This window comes from Bifidobacterium mongoliense DSM 21395 (assembly GCF_000741285.1).
Taxonomy (GTDB): Bacteria; Actinomycetota; Actinomycetes; order Actinomycetales; family Bifidobacteriaceae; genus Bifidobacterium; species Bifidobacterium mongoliense.
The window spans coordinates 17,904-32,270 of the sequence record NZ_JGZE01000013.1; the positions used below are offsets into that span (position 1 = coordinate 17,904).

Annotated in this window: 28 protein-coding genes; all 28 read right to left on the minus strand. The window is 58.8% G+C overall.

Translation table 11 applies throughout. The annotated features are described in order from the left end of the window. Positions 1-35 precede the first annotated feature (35 nt). Positions 36-515 carry a hypothetical protein gene (locus tag BMON_RS10120; protein WP_152595795.1) on the minus strand — a complete coding sequence of 160 codons (480 nt, stop codon included), beginning with the start codon at positions 513-515 and terminating at the stop codon, positions 36-38. Continuing rightward, the gene (locus BMON_RS06005; protein ID WP_033513230.1) at positions 416-796 is read right to left on the minus strand and encodes a hypothetical protein; all 381 of its coding nucleotides are present in this window, start codon (positions 794-796) and stop codon (positions 416-418) included. The genes BMON_RS10120 and BMON_RS06005 overlap by 100 nt, the downstream gene beginning before the upstream one ends. 95 nt (positions 797-891) lie before the next feature. After that, positions 892-1,482, minus strand: a complete 591-nt coding sequence (locus BMON_RS06010; RefSeq protein WP_237745356.1) for a phage tail tube protein — start codon at positions 1,480-1,482, stop codon at positions 892-894. Positions 1,483-1,537: 55 nt separating this feature from the next. Next, positions 1,538-1,936, minus strand: a complete 399-nt coding sequence (locus BMON_RS06015; protein WP_033513228.1) for a hypothetical protein — start codon at positions 1,934-1,936, stop codon at positions 1,538-1,540. After that, a complete protein-coding gene (locus BMON_RS06020; RefSeq protein ID WP_033513226.1) occupies positions 1,933-2,169 on the minus strand; it encodes a hypothetical protein in 237 nt (78 codons plus the stop codon). The genes BMON_RS06015 and BMON_RS06020 overlap by 4 nt, the downstream gene beginning before the upstream one ends. Continuing rightward, on the minus strand, positions 2,169-2,492 hold the full coding sequence (locus tag BMON_RS06025) for a hypothetical protein (protein ID WP_033513224.1): 324 nt from the start codon (positions 2,490-2,492) through the stop codon (positions 2,169-2,171). The genes BMON_RS06020 and BMON_RS06025 overlap by 1 nt, the downstream gene beginning before the upstream one ends. Then, the gene (locus BMON_RS06030; RefSeq protein ID WP_033513222.1) at positions 2,479-2,874 is read right to left on the minus strand and encodes a Gp19/Gp15/Gp42 family protein; all 396 of its coding nucleotides are present in this window, start codon (positions 2,872-2,874) and stop codon (positions 2,479-2,481) included. Before BMON_RS06030 ends, BMON_RS06025 begins: the two co-directional genes overlap by 14 nt. 2 nt (positions 2,875-2,876) lie before the next feature. Beyond that, positions 2,877-3,095 carry a hypothetical protein gene (locus BMON_RS09950; RefSeq protein WP_152595794.1) on the minus strand — a complete coding sequence of 73 codons (219 nt, stop codon included), beginning with the start codon at positions 3,093-3,095 and terminating at the stop codon, positions 2,877-2,879. Beyond that, the gene (locus tag BMON_RS06035) at positions 3,088-4,044 is read right to left on the minus strand and encodes a major capsid protein (RefSeq protein ID WP_033513221.1); all 957 of its coding nucleotides are present in this window, start codon (positions 4,042-4,044) and stop codon (positions 3,088-3,090) included. Before BMON_RS06035 ends, BMON_RS09950 begins: the two co-directional genes overlap by 8 nt. 13 nt (positions 4,045-4,057) lie before the next feature. Next, positions 4,058-4,612, minus strand: a complete 555-nt coding sequence (locus BMON_RS09275) for a hypothetical protein (RefSeq protein WP_051917946.1) — start codon at positions 4,610-4,612, stop codon at positions 4,058-4,060. Positions 4,613-4,677: 65 nt separating this feature from the next. Beyond that, positions 4,678-5,490, minus strand: coding sequence for a VG15 protein (locus BMON_RS06045; protein ID WP_051917947.1), 813 nt, complete (start codon positions 5,488-5,490; stop codon positions 4,678-4,680). Continuing rightward, the gene (locus BMON_RS06050; RefSeq protein ID WP_033513219.1) at positions 5,423-6,874 is read right to left on the minus strand and encodes a phage portal protein; all 1,452 of its coding nucleotides are present in this window, start codon (positions 6,872-6,874) and stop codon (positions 5,423-5,425) included. The genes BMON_RS06045 and BMON_RS06050 overlap by 68 nt, the downstream gene beginning before the upstream one ends. Then, positions 6,871-8,229, minus strand: a complete 1,359-nt coding sequence (locus BMON_RS06055) for a terminase (protein ID WP_337588750.1) — start codon at positions 8,227-8,229, stop codon at positions 6,871-6,873. Before BMON_RS06055 ends, BMON_RS06050 begins: the two co-directional genes overlap by 4 nt. Positions 8,230-8,293: 64 nt before the next feature. Next, positions 8,294-8,494: a hypothetical protein gene (locus tag BMON_RS09955; protein WP_052122229.1), complete on the minus strand. Its 201-nt coding sequence runs from the start codon at positions 8,492-8,494 to the stop codon at positions 8,294-8,296. Between the two features lie 429 nt (positions 8,495-8,923). Further along, positions 8,924-9,271 (minus strand): HNH endonuclease, encoded by a 348-nt coding sequence (locus tag BMON_RS09605; RefSeq protein WP_081882938.1) that lies wholly within the window; start codon positions 9,269-9,271, stop codon positions 8,924-8,926. Positions 9,272-9,298: 27 nt separating this feature from the next. Next, positions 9,299-9,949 (minus strand): hypothetical protein, encoded by a 651-nt coding sequence (locus tag BMON_RS06070; RefSeq protein ID WP_033513211.1) that lies wholly within the window; start codon positions 9,947-9,949, stop codon positions 9,299-9,301. After that, positions 9,949-10,548: a DUF4145 domain-containing protein gene (locus tag BMON_RS06075; RefSeq protein WP_161786344.1), complete on the minus strand. Its 600-nt coding sequence runs from the start codon at positions 10,546-10,548 to the stop codon at positions 9,949-9,951. Before BMON_RS06075 ends, BMON_RS06070 begins: the two co-directional genes overlap by 1 nt. A 165-nt stretch (positions 10,549-10,713) precedes the next feature. After that, positions 10,714-10,914, minus strand: a complete 201-nt coding sequence (locus BMON_RS06080; RefSeq protein ID WP_034885352.1) for a hypothetical protein — start codon at positions 10,912-10,914, stop codon at positions 10,714-10,716. Between the two features lie 67 nt (positions 10,915-10,981). Continuing rightward, on the minus strand, positions 10,982-11,740 hold the full coding sequence (locus BMON_RS06085; RefSeq protein WP_033513209.1) for a hypothetical protein: 759 nt from the start codon (positions 11,738-11,740) through the stop codon (positions 10,982-10,984). Further along, complete coding sequence (orn, locus tag BMON_RS06090; RefSeq protein WP_033513208.1) at positions 11,737-12,339, minus strand: oligoribonuclease; 603 nt, start codon at positions 12,337-12,339, stop codon at positions 11,737-11,739. Before orn ends, BMON_RS06085 begins: the two co-directional genes overlap by 4 nt. Continuing rightward, positions 12,336-12,674 (minus strand): hypothetical protein, encoded by a 339-nt coding sequence (locus BMON_RS10125; RefSeq protein ID WP_033513207.1) that lies wholly within the window; start codon positions 12,672-12,674, stop codon positions 12,336-12,338. The genes orn and BMON_RS10125 overlap by 4 nt, the downstream gene beginning before the upstream one ends. Continuing rightward, a complete protein-coding gene (locus tag BMON_RS09960; RefSeq protein WP_156098625.1) occupies positions 12,671-12,847 on the minus strand; it encodes a hypothetical protein in 177 nt (58 codons plus the stop codon). The genes BMON_RS10125 and BMON_RS09960 overlap by 4 nt, the downstream gene beginning before the upstream one ends. Next, positions 12,844-13,056 carry a hypothetical protein gene (locus tag BMON_RS06100; RefSeq protein WP_033513205.1) on the minus strand — a complete coding sequence of 71 codons (213 nt, stop codon included), beginning with the start codon at positions 13,054-13,056 and terminating at the stop codon, positions 12,844-12,846. The genes BMON_RS09960 and BMON_RS06100 overlap by 4 nt, the downstream gene beginning before the upstream one ends. Beyond that, positions 13,053-13,457: a hypothetical protein gene (locus BMON_RS06105; protein ID WP_152595791.1), complete on the minus strand. Its 405-nt coding sequence runs from the start codon at positions 13,455-13,457 to the stop codon at positions 13,053-13,055. Before BMON_RS06105 ends, BMON_RS06100 begins: the two co-directional genes overlap by 4 nt. Next, positions 13,454-13,600 carry a hypothetical protein gene (locus BMON_RS09965; protein WP_156098626.1) on the minus strand — a complete coding sequence of 49 codons (147 nt, stop codon included), beginning with the start codon at positions 13,598-13,600 and terminating at the stop codon, positions 13,454-13,456. The genes BMON_RS06105 and BMON_RS09965 overlap by 4 nt, the downstream gene beginning before the upstream one ends. After that, entirely contained in the window at positions 13,597-13,776 is a 180-nt protein-coding gene (locus BMON_RS06110) for a hypothetical protein (RefSeq protein WP_156098627.1), read from the minus strand. Before BMON_RS06110 ends, BMON_RS09965 begins: the two co-directional genes overlap by 4 nt. A gap of 37 nt (positions 13,777-13,813) precedes the next feature. Beyond that, a complete protein-coding gene (locus BMON_RS10530; RefSeq protein ID WP_272944904.1) occupies positions 13,814-13,945 on the minus strand; it encodes a hypothetical protein in 132 nt (43 codons plus the stop codon). Next, positions 13,942-14,250 carry a hypothetical protein gene (locus BMON_RS06115; protein WP_033513201.1) on the minus strand — a complete coding sequence of 103 codons (309 nt, stop codon included), beginning with the start codon at positions 14,248-14,250 and terminating at the stop codon, positions 13,942-13,944. Before BMON_RS06115 ends, BMON_RS10530 begins: the two co-directional genes overlap by 4 nt. Between the last annotated feature and the right edge of the window lie 117 nt (positions 14,251-14,367).

Sequence of the window (14,367 nt, forward strand, 5' to 3'; positions counted from 1 at the left end):
TTCCTTGCTGTGCTTGGGATCCCATGGCGGTGGGGTCATTCGGTGATGTGGAACACCTCGTTGAGGCGGTGGCGTCGTTCCATGCGCGCCTTATGTTCCCGGTCGGTTTCCTGTCGGGTCTGGTGGAACTGGTCGGTGCGTGGGTCGGTCCATGGCCGCCATCCTTTGCGTTTGAGCCGTCCCTCGAGCTCGAACTGGTCCCAGAGGCTGATCTCCGCTGCGGTCGGCGTGTATGACCAGTTGGCGAGCGCCGCGTAGCTGGCGCTGGTGTGGTCGCGCAGGATTTCGCGGGTGAGCTGCCAGGCGGTGCCGTAGCTGATGGCTGATCTTGGTTTGTGGTTTCTGGGGGCGTCGAGCCATTGTTCGAGGTGTGGTGGCCGGTAGGTGTGCTGGTAGTTTTTCAGCCAGTCGTGGTCTAGCGCGCCCTGGTGGGTTTGGAGGAGGATGAGGAGGTGAACGCTTTTGGGTCGAGTCCTGATTCGATGGCCCAGGTCTTGACGATTCCGGCGAGCCATCCTAGTGGATTGCCTGATTTGCGTAGTTTGTTCCATAGGTTGGGCTGCATCTGTTCGAAGTAGGCGAGGCATACGGCCATGGCGTGGTAGTTCTCCTCTTCGGAGAGGACGATCTTGCTTTTCACGATGAGGATCACGTTGATCAGTTCGATGGGCAGGTCGGCGCTGTTCAGGTTGGGCAGGTCGAATTTCATGTCGAGTGCCTCGAGGTGTACGTCGGGGTATTCGGGCGTGTTCTCGTCGATTTCCGGTTGGACGGTCGCGTAGTTGGTGTCGCTCATGCTGGTTTTCCTTAGAGGTTTATGGGGGCGGTCCTTGGAAGCAAGTGGGTTCCCGGCGTCGCCGGACCGCCATCCTGCGGCGTCGGGAAGAATGGTTAAGCGCCGGCGGTCGCCGTCTTTTCGGCGGCGAGGAGACCGAACACGTGGAACTGGAATCCGTCAGGTGCCTTGAAGAACTTCATCGTGAGATTGAACTTGATGGTGTCCGAACTTTTGAACGTCATGTCGTCACGGTCGGACACCTTCGACTTCGCCGCTCCCAAGACGATAGGATTGCCGTGCTGGTCGAGACCGGCCAGCACCACTCCGTACTCGAGCGGCGTGGTCGCGTCTTTGACATGGAACGCGCCGGACTCGTCGGCCTCCACGCCGAAGTATGCTTCGGCGATGCTCTTGCGGCATTCGATGCCGGCGAACTGGATGGTCCAGTAGCCCGGTTCCGTCTCGGATACGACGACGTCGCCGTTGTGTCCCTTGATCTCGGTGGTATCACCGGGTTCTGGGTGCAGCGTGGAACCGTCCTCCGAGTTGTAGCCCACGGGACGCTTGCCCGTGGGAGGCGTCCACTGCGCCGAGGAGGGGAACGTGTACGTTTCGCCTTTCTTGAACAGGAAGAGCGCGTAATCCTTGATGAGGGCTGCGAGGTCCGCGTTGTTGCCGCTCGTGATGTAGTCATTGTCTGCCATTGCCATATGCCTTTCGTTGTTGTGTGTTCATGGCATGTGGCGGCATGCGTATTGGTCAGTCCGTGCGGACCGCGAGCAGGATGATCGCGTACATGTAGATGGGGTCAGCGTCGTCCGCTATCCGTATGGGGCCGTTGGATAGTTCGGCGGACACGATCGGGTCGATGGCCCCTTTCGAGGTGATCGTGGAGATAACGTCGTTCGCCAGATGCTGCGCGGCCGTGATATCCCCGGTCATGTCATCCCTACGCACCCACACGCTCACTCTGAGACGCACGTACTGGGTCACGGGTGACTGCGGCCCCTGCGGCTCGCCGACAACCACGCATTCCCTTATCGGGTTGTCGGGCGAGCGCAGCGAGCCGAACGTCACGTCTTGGTGCTCACGCCGCAGCAGGTCAAGGATGACGGGTTCGACGCGCCTGGGGCAGACGGGTGGATGATACACGCTCATACGCGCACCATGCCGAGCATCTGCGTGAGGACACCATGCGCCGCCTCGAACCGCGCGGGGGCCGTGGCGACCACGTTGCCGGTGTCACGGTCGTCGTTGCGGTACACAGTGACGGCACGATCCACCTCAGCCATGCCCTCCATCTGCTCCTGCACATCATCCAACAGCGTGTCGTTGTGCAGGATCTGCTGTCGAAACGCGTCGCGGTTGAGCACGACCTTGACGTTGCTCATCAGCCCTCCTTGAGTTTCACGTTGATGACGTCTCCGATATGGTTGCCATGCGTGTCGTTCCACACGGCCACCACACCGTCGACGGGCACTGTTCGCCCCCTGACGCCGATCAGATCCGTGTCGAGGATGCCGGTCGGAGCCGTGGAGCGGATGTAGATGGTGTGGTCGTACGTCACGCCCAGGGAGATCTCCGATGGGGTTTCCGGGACGGTGACGGGGGCGATGAGCCCCTGGAACGAATTCCAGAGTTTCACCGCGCCTTGGATGACGTTGCCGTCTTCATCCTTCTCTTCGGATCCCCGGTAGACGTCAATCGTCTCCATGGCCGACCATCCCCACCGTGAACGCCCGGCCCTGGGAGATGCCGAGGTCCCTGAGCTCCTCCGCCGTGAGGTAGAGGTTGCCGTCGGGATTGGACCACGTATATCCATCCGTGAACGGGCCGGCCGTGGTGCTTGACTGGCTCGCTCCCTCCGGCATGCCGGTGGAGGACTGCTGCATCGACCGTTTGACCATCGAGCAGCATATCCGGGTCAGGGTCCGTGCGTTCGCGGCGCACCAGTTCTCGTCGTCGGCTTGACTCACACGGTTGCGTATCTTGTCGCTGGCGTCGGCGAGCAGCACTTCAGCGGTGGTTGTTTCCGCATCGCTGAGCTTTCGCCAACGGTCGGAAAGATCCTGCGCTGTGGCGAACGAGTCAGACATGGTCAGACCTCTTCGATGTGCTGCCGGCCGGTGTCGAGGTTGCGTGTGATGCGAAACCGTACTCCGTCGGGGCGGGTCGCTTCGTAGATTTCGGTGCGTCCCGTTCCAACGTCGACGGGGTCCACTGCGGAGGATGTCTCCTCTTCAACCGACGTATCCGTGGGCCCCTCTTCCGCAATTTCGTTGGGTTCGGGTGTCGCCTGTGGTTTTGCGCTAGTCATTGATGATTCCCTTCAGTCGGGCCGCGGCCTTGCCGCCGAACACGGCGAGACCGCAGTAGAACTCGATGCGCGTGCGGTACACGGGCTTCTCCTGCAATTCGCCGAGATCCTCGGTGGTGACCCCGCCGTTGGTCAATCCGGTGACTGCCTGGTCACCCTCGGTTTCGCCGAACCGTACGGCGTAGAGGGATGTGGTGTTGCTTGCGGTACCTTCCGTCTCGGTTACCGTCAGGATCTGACTTCCGTCGGGATTCTGTCCCGCCTCGAGAATCGGGATGCCGTTCCACTGAATGCTCCGCTTTCCGGCGATATCCTCCTCGAGGACCGCATCGAGGCTCACATGCCGCAGAGCCGACCCGATCTTTCGGATCACCGCGGAGTTCGCGTAGATGGCCCCGTTCGTGCCGTTGATGCCCGGTACGGCGGCGAGCAGGTTATCGAGCGAGTCGAGGAAGGTATGGATGTCGGTATTGGAGGTCCCGACGATCGGGATGCCGTTCGGCCCGGCTTCGACGACCTGATTGCCGATGAGTCGCTTCCTCAGACCGTCGAATCCCTTCGGGTCGACGGCGACATCGCCGTTGAAGAACGCATCCTGGAACTTGTAGCTCAGAGCCTTGGTCTTCAGTGCGGTCTGTTCGGCGCGCTGGTCGTTGAGATTGCTGCGGGTCTTCTGGATGAACCGATCTACATCGGCGTCGCCTCCGAGGATCTTGAGCGTTTCGCTTTTCTGGTTCACGGTGCCGGTGGATTCGCTGTACGCCTCATTGACACCGCGGAATGCTACGCCAGGGAGGGTTGCCTCCTCGTTGTACGCGTAAGCGTTGCCCTCGATGTCCATGAAGGGCAGTCGGTCGAGGATCGGGCTATTTTGGACGAACGTCTCGAGCACGCCCCGGGTGAGGGTGTCCTCCGAGAGTTTCGCCGATTCGTCTAGTGTGAGTGCCATTTTCAGCCTTTCTTTACTTCTCCGCGTACGCTTGGGAGAGCAGTTGTTTCGCCGTTGTCACGGTGTCGTTCCCACGGTTCGTCGGTACGGCAAGGGGTCGCCCCTGCTTTTTCTGGTTGTCGGTTTTCTGTTTTCCGATGATCTCCTGGATGGTCTTGGCGTTGGCGGCGAGTGTCTTGCCATCACCGGAGAGCATGGATACGACCTTCCGGTCGAGCCCTGTCTCTTCGCAGATCGAATCCACGAGTTTGCCGTGTTCCGCAGCCGCCTTGAGCGCATCCCGTTCCTCTTCGGCCTTCGCCAAACGGTCCTGGAGTTTCTGCGCTTCGGTTTTTGCGGCTTCCTGGGCTTCGTCGTACTTCACGGCTTTGGCCTTGAGATCCGCGTAATCCGAGTATTTGGATTCGATTTCGGCAGCACGCTTGGACAACGCGCGACTGAAATCCTTGGATTCATCGGATTTCTTCTCGTCCGGCTGCTTATCCGGATCCTGCTGACCGGCGTCGCCGCCGCCGGCTGTCGAATCCGTTGTGACCACCGTGCGGATATGGTTGCGGAACTTGAACATTGGTTCTCCTTGATTGTCGGACGCGTGATTAACAACGCTGCACGCGGGTCAGCGAAATGTTGAGGTCAGGAGTCGGTATCGACCCCGTCCTTGACCTGTTGGGGGAAGAGCCGGCGGAGTCTTTCGAGTGACTTCCGGTAGTCACCGCCATCTGAGTTGGCCCGATGCCACATATCTGCGTATTGGCTTTGGTCGTAGCCGATGAGCGTCTGTCTGCCCCAGCTCGGGACGATGTCGCAGTCGCAATGGGTGTGGAAAGCGTTGTGCAGCCCGGCGGACTCATCGCTGAGATACACGAAACCTCGCGAAGCGAGCATGAGACAGAACGCGCATGTGACCGCACCTCGGGGCACTCTCGCCCATCGCGGATGGGTGGGGTCGGTCCGCAGGTTGCGCTGCATGGTCAACCTCGAACCGGCTGAGATCATATCCGCTATGAACTGCTGCGCGTCATCGAGGTCGTCGAAGGATGGCCACAGGTCGGCGATGGTCTTTCCCGCCCGTGATTTTCCTGCCTGAACCTCCTGATACGTCAGACCGGCGTAATCGGAATCGTTGAATCCGCCCTGCACCTGCCAGAGCATGCGATCCGGATCGATGAGATCGAAGTGGTCGAATTCGGGCATATCCCTGATCCCGTATTCGCTCCAGAGGGACCGAATGTCGTCGTAGTAGTCGTTGGCGAGCTGGGAGGAGTCACGTGCATACTCTTCGACGAGTTCCCGGACATCGAGGGGATGGCGTTGGAGTACGGTTTCCATCTCATCGGTGGCCGCGTCCCTGAGGTTGCCGAGATTGGCCTGGTAGTTTTTATGCGCTTTGTCCAGCAGTCGCTGCAGTTCCCGCTGCCGCGCCTCCGGTATCCCGTTGTCCTTCATGTGTCGCCTCGCTTGCAGGTGCCGGCATCTTCAACTGCGCTATGCGGTCCCGGGACCGCGCGTTCTGCTGCTCCATGCGCAGGGTCCGGCGTTGTCGATCGCTCAGGTCGAGCATGTCGTACGTGACGTCGCTGTCCGCGGGAAGGATCCCGGCGGACACGAGTTTCACAGCGGCGTCCGCGGCGGCTGCGCGACTTGGAGTGGAGGGGTTCCTCCATTGGCAGGAGACCGCTTGCACGGTGCCATCGCTCCCTGCCATGGTCTGGGCGCGTTCGATGATGCGTCCCCATGCCCGGCCGAACCATCCCTGACATTGTTCGGCGGCGAGACAAAGTTCCTTGGCTGACTTGTCTATCGCCTCGGCGCTCGAGGGATTGTCGGTGAGCACTCCCATCTCGTCGGGAGGAAGGGATGTGGCCGAAGCGAACATCGTCGCCGTCTGCCGCAACTGGGCGGAATGTGGTTCGAAGCTGTACTGTTGGAATTGGCCGACTTCCGGTTTCTCCCCGTTCTTATCGGTTGGCAGGGCGAGGACCTGGTCGAGCATGATCTTCCATTTGGGGATCATGTTTCCAGAGTCGTCCTTGAACATGTCCTCACTGACCCCGAGGAAATATCTGGGCGGTACGGAATACAGCTCCGCTTGCATCTCACTTCGCAGGAACGTCCTGACCGCGCTATCGGTCAGGCTCATGACCGCGCGGCTGATTCTGCTTCTCCCGAACGGTCTTTTCGAGTCAGGCCTGTACGCGAGCAGTTCGCAGGGGATGCGTCCGTTGTTCGACGCCCTGGAATACACCTGGTACCCGGGGTTGGACGGCACGATGCTCACGGTCTGCGAGTAGGTCATGAGGTAGATGCCAGTGATGGCTCTGCCGTCATCGGTCACATCGAAGAGCAGGGCATCCTGCAACCCATGCCTGCGCTTGTCCCATTCTCCGGTCGCGGTGTCCGCGGTGAACTCCTGAATGATGACGTCCGATTCGCCGGACTCGGTATCCCCGGCCAAGGCCGCGAGGAAGCTGCAGGAGTGCACAAGTGCGTCAGTGTGCGCGGAGGCTGCGGTGTTCTTCAGATCGTTGGCGTCCATGATGTCCGTTACCCGCGAGCTGAGTTCGGAACCATCGTTTGTCGTGACCCCGTCGAGGACGACTCGGTTGGCGAGCGCCTGGATGGCTTTTTCTGGCCATCCGACGACGATTTCGATGTCCTTGGCGATTGGCGGTAGGGAGTATCCGATGTCCTTGAGGGCGTTTCTTCCGTCGTAGTATTGGGTTCTTATCCGGTTTCTGGAGCGTTTTCTGAGGAGTCGTGCGAGCAGTCGGCGGTAGAGGTTGGTCTCGTCGGTGGTGAGTCCGGAGATCGTTTGGGGGAATGTGATCATGGTAGTTGGATCATCCTCTGCTTTCTGTTCGGATCTCTTTTGGTGATGAATGTGCCGTACAGGGCGAGAGTGCAGGCGACGAGTGGGCTGATGTCGATGTCGGTGCCGAGTTTGTTCCAGCCGATCGCGCCGGAGGTGCCGATGTTTCTGGTGGTCGCGTTGGCGGCGGCGATGTCGAGGGCTGGTTGAGCTCCTTCGGACAGGTGGGTGAGGGTGCCGTCGCGGAGCATGTCCTGGAATCGTCCGCAGGCGCGGCCCATGTCGGCGGCGTTGGTGGTGATGACCTTCACGTGCCGTTTTTTCAGGTCGGGCAGGAGCGCCATGGCGGGGGACTGGTTGTCGATGACCACGGCCGCGGTACGGGGCCAGCGTTCCGTGATCCAATCCACGGCCCAGGCTGAACCGTTGGATTGGGTCGACTCGAACCGGCGTAGTTCGATGTGCGCCGTATCATCGGGGTGTTTGATGCATCCGCCGATGGCGAGGGAGCTGCGGTCCGGTGGCATGTCGATCGCGTAGCCGATCAGACCATTGGTGTCGGGTCGGTCAACGGCCGCCCGTTTCCACCGTTTGGTGTCTATGGCCGACGCGGTCACGGTGTTGTCCCAGATGCCCAATCCTTCACGACGGAAGGAGTCCGGGCCGAGCTGACGCAGCAGACGCAGTATCGATGAGGTCGGAGTCCGATGCGGGTAGCTGGGGTTCGCTTTCCTCCATGCCTCCCGGTCCTCGATGTCGGCGTCCCGTTCGGCGGCGAACTCGACGTATATCTTGTCGTCGTCCGACCCGCTCAGCGCCTCGCTCCGACGAGTGGAGAACACGTCCGAGGGGTCCGATGGCTTCGGGGGCGTGCCCAGCATGATCGCCAGACCGTTGGATGCGGTGTTCATCGCGGGGATCATGTCGTCGAGCGCGTTTTCCGTGAGGATCTGCGCCTCGTCGAATATCTCGATGTCGACGTCATCGAAGCCTCGTCCGAAACCGCGTTCGCGGGCACCGAACATGATCCGGGAACCGTTCGTGAACACGATTTCCTGTTGGCCGTTCGCGCTTCTCACGTCGGCGATGTAGCGTCTGATGCCTTTGCGGTTGCTCATGCCTTTCATGAACGCGAATGTTTCGTCCGAGGTGCGGCTTCTGTGCGCGGTCCACAGTGTCTTGAGGTTCGGTGTAAGGATGCTGAGCATGAAGATCATCGTGCCGATGAGGAACGTCTTGCCCGCTTGCCGGCAGATGCTGATCAGAATGCCGCCGACGGTCGCGGCGTAGGATCCGTCGCGTCGTTTGCCCAGCATGACCATGCCGAGCCCGTCCTGCCAGCGGTCGTATTCGATGCCGCACAGGCGTCTGGCCAATGCCCTTACCCTGGGCCAATCCGATGAGACGATGCCGGACGGCACCACGAGTCGTCGGGCGGCCTCAGATAGTTTCGGGGTCGAAGGCGTCATCAACAACCTCCGTCAGGCTCACTGTCTCGGGCGTCCCGTCGTCTCCGGTCAGGGACTCCAGTTCCTTCGTCACCGTCAGCAGCTGTTTGGACAACGCCGAGAGACTGGTCGACGGCGTCCGTGGATCGAACATCGCGGTCTGGAGCCGGTGCTGGGTGCGTTTGAGTAGCACGTCATAAGGTTCCGACTCCGGTTCTGTTTGGACCGTGTTTTTTTTACATGGCTCGTGATGTGCGGTCCTTCGTTTCCTGGACTCCGTTGTCTTCGGCGGTCGCTTTGCCGGAGTCTCATCCTGCGCCTTCTTCTCGCGACGCCAGGCGCGCAGCCGGCATTTCGACGAGCAGTACTTCTGCGGCTTCCCGTGCCGGGCGGCGTCGGGTATCCGGGCCCCACATTCTGCACACCTCAAGGCCGATCACCTCCGAAACGTTTCAAGCAGTTCCAACCGTCTGAAACCCAGTCGCCGCAGTCCTTTCATGGGAATGGAAACGTTTCAGAAAGAGAGGGAAGAATACCGTGAAACGTTTCCAGCACGCGGGGAGAGAACAGCACTGCACCCGAGGCGGCTATAAATCGGGTGACGGGGGTCACCTACCCAGGGTTACCAGTCGCCGCTCGTCGACAATGGCAGCGAAGTCGGTCTGATGTTGTCAGCGTGACCGGTGGAGTTGAGCTGACTAATGCGTTGTCGTGCCCATTCGACGGTGTGGTTCGACCTGATGCGGTTGCACCAGCGGTGGGCCAGGAAGCAGTTGCTGAAGTCGTATGGCGAGCCGCCTCGGCTGACCGGGATCTTCTCGTCTACCTCGGGGCTGCCGGGAAGACCTGCAGGAAGGGACTTGTCAACGGGTTGGCCACACAGCCAGCACACGTCGTAGGCCGCACGCACACGAGCTGTTACCTTGTCCCTGCGCCAGCCATTGGCACGGCGGTTGTTCTTTCGTGACATGTCACAACCATCTTGAATGTAACAATATTAGTTGGAATGATTCAATCCAAAGAAAGAGCGCTCGTACATGTGCAGTGAATCCCTGCTCTCTGGATGGACATATTCCTTTGGAACGTCGCAGTAATGCCAGAAAAGATAATCCCAGCCAGCTTTTTGTACTGGCTGATGAAAGTACATATCCGGCATGAATAGGTGGTCGAGTCCATCTTGCTTTGGTGGGTAATGATAGGCTGGGGTGAAATCTGATACAAGTAGTACTGATGTAAATTCAGGGAACTGCTGTTTATAGTCTCTTAGACTATGCTGCTTCAAAATTCTGAGGAATTGATTGCTGAGTTCTTCAATGATGTCGTCATCGACAATAGCATCGAGTTGTGCACTATGCACTAGAGGCAGTTGCTTCCGCTGTTCCTTGTTGCGAATTAGCTCAGTAGTTATTTTCCCGTCAGCTTCAAATCCTGACTGCAAATTAAGGCTGAACTCTTCTAAGAAAATTTGCTTTTCTGGATATATGATATCTGGGCGTGAATCTGTGTTATCTATGCACCCATCTTTTAGTTCCTGAAACATTTCATATAAAGATTCGGCAGTAGAACGCTCAGCCAACGGGTAGAGCTTAATATCCTCCGGTTGCCCCTGTAATGCGATCGAGAGATGGCGGAAAGCATCATCTGGCATTATTCCACCCTTGCTTTACGTTGCTGTCGCAGTTCACGCCGTTTCTGAATAGCGATGGGTTGCTGATAGACGTAATCAAGCAGAGTATCAAGGAAACCGAGGATGTCTGAAGCATCACTCTCAACCACTGGAGTTCCTAGATCCCCATGCGCCATATCATTGCCGAGAAATCGGATCTCGTGGGCTTCGTCCTTAAGCTGGTCGGTGATGATGTTTTGTTCGGCCATTGTGTCAATTTTGGCTTTTAGATTGCCGCTTGACACGCCCTTGTCTTTGGCTATAGCCTCAACGGTCGTCCTTGCCAGTAGGACCGCGGCTCGATTGGCGTTGATCGAGAAGCACGCATAGGCTTCGGAAGCAGCGGAGGCAATGTCTGTGGGCACGTCTTCATACTCCTTCCACTTCGATTTCTCCGGGAGCCAGTCCATTTCGGAAACCGAGTCCTCATTGTTGGTGAAGTCATATTCTGCCGAAGTGGGCGGGTTGGCGTTATTTCTTCGAGCTATCACTACGTTTGGGTAACCGCATGAATCACAGCGGCAGAAAGCCACTATTCGGCAACGTCCGTCAACCGTGTACGCCGCCTTCTCCTGCGTCATATGCGCGTCGTGTTGGCAGTGCCAGCAGATTCTATTAGCCATAGAATCATCTTACGTCCACGAAGGGCCCGGGATTGCTCCCGGACCCTGCTTATGGAATTCTTCAAACTATAGACAGTATGGCGGCCACAGTTGAATGTTGCAAATATTGGCCACACCCACCACTCACGACTCTGCCTCCTCGGTATCATCGGCCTCTGGAGGATCTTTCGGTTTTGAAAGTTGATGCTTTATCCATATGGCGCCGGTTTCTATCACAGCCATACCTGCCGCGCCCACGCCTATCAGTACTGCGACAAATTGTTTTGGGCCGCCGAATGAAGACGCGGCTTTTGCCAGCTTCGCATATTTCCAATCTGCAGACATCCTGCCTCCATTTTTCACCATATTTGTATAAGGAATATCAATTCACCATTGTACGTTGACAAAGTTACTAAACGTTTCTTGTACTTGCCTTCCAGATGTCCCATACCCGGTAGATGGGGGATTTGCGGTCCATGCTGATTGGGGTCACGATGCCGCGCCGTCGCCATTCATTGATGGTCTTGCGCTTAACATCGATGCCGGTGGTCTTCAGGAGTTTGGAGATGGCGGCTGCCGTGCCTTGTGCGTGGTCTCCCGATGCGAGGGCGCAGGTGAGCAGGTGCTGCTCCTGCACATCCCTGACTTTGAGAGTCTGCCCGCATTTGCAGACGATCCACTGGCCGGCTATCTCGGTGTCCGTACACCATAGGTCGCGCTCGCATGATGGGCATGTGCCGATGAGTCGCTTGTCCTCGGGCGGGGTCAATTGCATGGCGAGCTTGTGCTCGTACCGTCTGGTGATGCTGGTGATGCTGGCGGCGTCGCGACGCTGCAGCAATGCGGGTGCGCGCCGGCTGGCGGCGGTGAGGATGCTTTCAGCGGGCATATGACGGTTGTACCGCAATGTCAGGGCCTTACCGAGCATGCCGGCGAATCGGATGATGTCGGTCTGCAGCTGATAGGCGCTCATATTCAGCGGTATGGGGGCCACGCTTCTGTTGCCGCCTCCGTGCTGGCGGGCCGTGACCGATGCCTTTCTGGCGGCTATCAATCGCAGTTCCGGCAGTCCCGTGGCCAGTGACCGCAGGTTGTTGGTGAATGCGGTGGTGCAGTTGTGGCAGTAGTCGATGCCGGGCGTCTGTGCGCCGCATTGCTTGCATTGGGTCACTTGGATGGGTCCTTTCCGATGAGATTGTCGAGGTAGTACCGGTAGAGGTGCATGCTGTCGGCCAGGCAGTGCATTACTCGGTGGTCCGTGGTGCGCTCGGGCCGGTGCTCGTATGTGTCGGGGTACAGGTGTCTGGCGATCTCGTCGAGTGTGCTCACATCCAGCATCCGGTGTTCGACCCCGGCGAGCGCTGGGCGTGTATACGGGTGTGGGAGGTTTTCGATGAATGATCGGTCGAAGTGCACGGAGGAGCCGGCGAGGATGATCCTGCCGTCGGTTTTCGTGCGGAGCCATGAGGTCCATTCGATGATGTAGGTGGTGAGGTCGGTCTCTCGGACTATGGATTTGTTGGATTCGTCGATCAGCCCGTTGTCCGTGTGCATTTGCAGTGGTATCGCCTCCATGCGTCGCATGACCATGACATCCGGTCGCGCGACCACGTGCAGGTCGTTCACGCCGGAGATCGGTTCCAGATTCCAGTCGGTGGCCTTCATGCCCAGTTCGAGGATCGAATGAAGTTCGGGATCCAATCCCGTGGTCTCGATATCCGTCCATATCAGCACGTCCTGCGAGCGCTGGTTTGGTTTCGTGTTGGTCATATCAGTGTTCCTTGTTCCATGTAGTTGCTTCCCTGGTCGCCGTAGTCGCTGTCGTCGAGGGTCCATTCGTGCCACCCGTGGTCGTCGAGTTCGCTGACGGTGGTGTACCCGCAGGTCATGCACCGGTAGAGCACGAGCCTGCGCGGGCCGGGGCACATGACCCGGCCGCTTATCATGCGCGGCAGGATCTTCGTGTGGCATTGACGGCAGCCACGCCATCCGAGCCGGCTTGCTCCTCCGCCGAAGGTGAAATCGCCCACCGGCGTCCACCCGACGTCCAAATCCCAGACGATGGGATGCCCGTCCCATTTGACGGGGAGTGCATGCCTGCTCATGCTTCCTCCGTCATGGCGAGCGCCGCTGAAGCGGTGATTCTTCTTGCTAGTTCCATGGCTGTGGTGGCGGGCATGGCGATGACCGTCTGCCTGCCGGACTGGTCCACTGTGATTCTCACCCGGTCGGGCTGGTGTTCGACGGTGAGGTCGGCTTCGCCGCGTGTGGTGGTCATTGCGCATCATCCCAATCACACGACAACCCACCCTGCTGGCCGTTGCTGTACACGGCACACAACACCTTCCCGTCATCGGGACGTTTCAACGTCACAAACGAAACCTGTGTATCCTGCTCTTGCCTTTCCTGGCTACCAGCGACACCACCGCACCCCGAAAGCATTGCCATCATCACAACCACCGCGATCAATGCGCTACGTCCCTTCATGCTTCCCTCCCAACCGCCACGGCGCTCGCATCCTCAACCACGAATCGGATACGATGCAAGCCTTTGACGCCCGTGGTTCCTTGCTCTCTGCGGAAGTCCGGCCCCAGCACATGCGCGGAATCATCGTCCAGCCACAATCCCGCCCACGTGAACCCGTCGATGATGGGTTTCGCCGTGGGACCCGCATTCGTGGGGTCGGCCCGGTTGTTCGATGGATACTGCACGTAGGCCGTCACATGCGCCTTCGCCATATGCACGCCGCGCGCGCCGTTGAGGCACCGCAGGTAGCCGAGCTCCTTCAACGCTCTGCGCTTCCTGCTTAATGCCCAGTGGGAGCCGTGTGGCCCGTTTTCGGTGACCCAGTGGGCTGGTGGTACATCGACCGTCAATTCAATCCTCATTCCGACACCGCCTTTTCAAGCACCGCTTCGGTCGGGTTCGCGGTACGGCCAGCGGAGTATTCCTCGCAGTCAAAGCGGTAGCGCGAGCGCAGCCGTTTTTCCACGAGCTCGCTCAGCATGGTGGTAATATCACTGCGCGTCATTCCATCACCACCTTCCGTGCTGCTTCGAGCACTGTTCTTGTTTTTGATCTGTACATGTCGCGCGTCTGTATGCTCAATTTTTCCCAAGCGTCGGTGTACTCGGCTTCCGTCGGGGGCAGGCCCACCGCGTTGACCTCGGTTTTCCACAGCGCGTAAGCGGCCTCCTCCACCTCCAAGGTGCTTATTCCGGCCGTGCGACCGGCGACATACCCCTCAGCCCTGAGACTGCATCTCCTGCGGGTAATCCGGCACAGACTCGGCATGCCCGTCATGACGCTCGATATGGGAGGAACCGACATACCGTGATTGCGCCCACTCTTCGGCTTCATACGTTGCGATACTCATTGCTTCCCCCTGTCTTCTGCGACGGCCTTGAGCGCGATGCTCATGGCACCGACACCATCACCCTCATATTTCATGATGGATGACTCATATGCGCCCTCTGCGATAGCAAGTTCATCGTCGGTGAGTGTGAGTGCCTTGTCTCTGACCTCAGTATCATGAGCAGCAAGCCAACGGTCGAATGCGGCGATCTTCAACCTCTTCCATTCACCTATCGACATCGTTCGCGCGTCAAAACCTATGTCCTCCTCGTCGGGCATATAGTCATCAATTACCTGTTGATCTGTCGGTTCGTATTCCTGTGCCATGATTCCTCCTCTTCTAAATCGACTGCGATTGAGTAGCAACGTGCGTTTTTGAAACCGACCTTTTCCAGTGCTTCGGTCACGAATGCCATGGAAATATCCCCGGTGTCTTCGGTTGTG

What these genes read in the sequence shown, in the direction of transcription:
- BMON_RS10120 (WP_152595795.1), bottom strand. Translation starts at nt 515, where the DNA reads ATGGCTCGCCGGAATCGTCAAGACCTGGGCCATCGAATCAGGACTCGA.
- BMON_RS06005 (WP_033513230.1), bottom strand. Translation starts at nt 796, where the DNA reads ATGAGCGACACCAACTACGCGACCGTCCAACCGGAAATCGACGAGAAC.
- BMON_RS06010 (WP_237745356.1), bottom strand. Translation starts at nt 1,482, where the DNA reads ATGGCAGACAATGACTACATCACGAGCGGCAACAACGCGGACCTCGCA.
- BMON_RS06015 (WP_033513228.1), bottom strand. Translation starts at nt 1,936, where the DNA reads ATGAGCGTGTATCATCCACCCGTCTGCCCCAGGCGCGTCGAACCCGTC.
- BMON_RS06020 (WP_033513226.1), bottom strand. Translation starts at nt 2,169, where the DNA reads ATGAGCAACGTCAAGGTCGTGCTCAACCGCGACGCGTTTCGACAGCAG.
- BMON_RS06025 (WP_033513224.1), bottom strand. Translation starts at nt 2,492, where the DNA reads ATGGAGACGATTGACGTCTACCGGGGATCCGAAGAGAAGGATGAAGAC.
- BMON_RS06030 (WP_033513222.1), bottom strand. Translation starts at nt 2,874, where the DNA reads ATGTCTGACTCGTTCGCCACAGCGCAGGATCTTTCCGACCGTTGGCGA.
- BMON_RS09950 (WP_152595794.1), bottom strand. Translation starts at nt 3,095, where the DNA reads ATGACTAGCGCAAAACCACAGGCGACACCCGAACCCAACGAAATTGCG.
- BMON_RS06035 (WP_033513221.1), bottom strand. Translation starts at nt 4,044, where the DNA reads ATGGCACTCACACTAGACGAATCGGCGAAACTCTCGGAGGACACCCTC.
- BMON_RS09275 (WP_051917946.1), bottom strand. Translation starts at nt 4,612, where the DNA reads ATGTTCAAGTTCCGCAACCATATCCGCACGGTGGTCACAACGGATTCG.
- BMON_RS06045 (WP_051917947.1), bottom strand. Translation starts at nt 5,490, where the DNA reads ATGAAGGACAACGGGATACCGGAGGCGCGGCAGCGGGAACTGCAGCGA.
- BMON_RS06050 (WP_033513219.1), bottom strand. Translation starts at nt 6,874, where the DNA reads ATGATCACATTCCCCCAAACGATCTCCGGACTCACCACCGACGAGACC.
- BMON_RS09605 (WP_081882938.1), bottom strand. Translation starts at nt 9,271, where the DNA reads ATGTCACGAAAGAACAACCGCCGTGCCAATGGCTGGCGCAGGGACAAG.
- BMON_RS06070 (WP_033513211.1), bottom strand. Translation starts at nt 9,949, where the DNA reads ATGCCAGATGATGCTTTCCGCCATCTCTCGATCGCATTACAGGGGCAA.
- BMON_RS06075 (WP_161786344.1), bottom strand. Translation starts at nt 10,548, where the DNA reads ATGACGCAGGAGAAGGCGGCGTACACGGTTGACGGACGTTGCCGAATA.
- BMON_RS06080 (WP_034885352.1), bottom strand. Translation starts at nt 10,914, where the DNA reads ATGTCTGCAGATTGGAAATATGCGAAGCTGGCAAAAGCCGCGTCTTCA.
- orn (WP_033513208.1), bottom strand. Translation starts at nt 12,339, where the DNA reads ATGACCAACACGAAACCAAACCAGCGCTCGCAGGACGTGCTGATATGG.
- BMON_RS10125 (WP_033513207.1), bottom strand. Translation starts at nt 12,674, where the DNA reads ATGAGCAGGCATGCACTCCCCGTCAAATGGGACGGGCATCCCATCGTC.
- BMON_RS09960 (WP_156098625.1), bottom strand. Translation starts at nt 12,847, where the DNA reads ATGACCACCACACGCGGCGAAGCCGACCTCACCGTCGAACACCAGCCC.
- BMON_RS06100 (WP_033513205.1), bottom strand. Translation starts at nt 13,056, where the DNA reads ATGAAGGGACGTAGCGCATTGATCGCGGTGGTTGTGATGATGGCAATG.
- BMON_RS06105 (WP_152595791.1), bottom strand. Translation starts at nt 13,457, where the DNA reads ATGAGGATTGAATTGACGGTCGATGTACCACCAGCCCACTGGGTCACC.
- BMON_RS09965 (WP_156098626.1), bottom strand. Translation starts at nt 13,600, where the DNA reads ATGACGCGCAGTGATATTACCACCATGCTGAGCGAGCTCGTGGAAAAA.
- BMON_RS10530 (WP_272944904.1), bottom strand. Translation starts at nt 13,945, where the DNA reads ATGAGTATCGCAACGTATGAAGCCGAAGAGTGGGCGCAATCACGGTAT.
- BMON_RS06115 (WP_033513201.1), bottom strand. Translation starts at nt 14,250, where the DNA reads ATGGCACAGGAATACGAACCGACAGATCAACAGGTAATTGATGACTAT.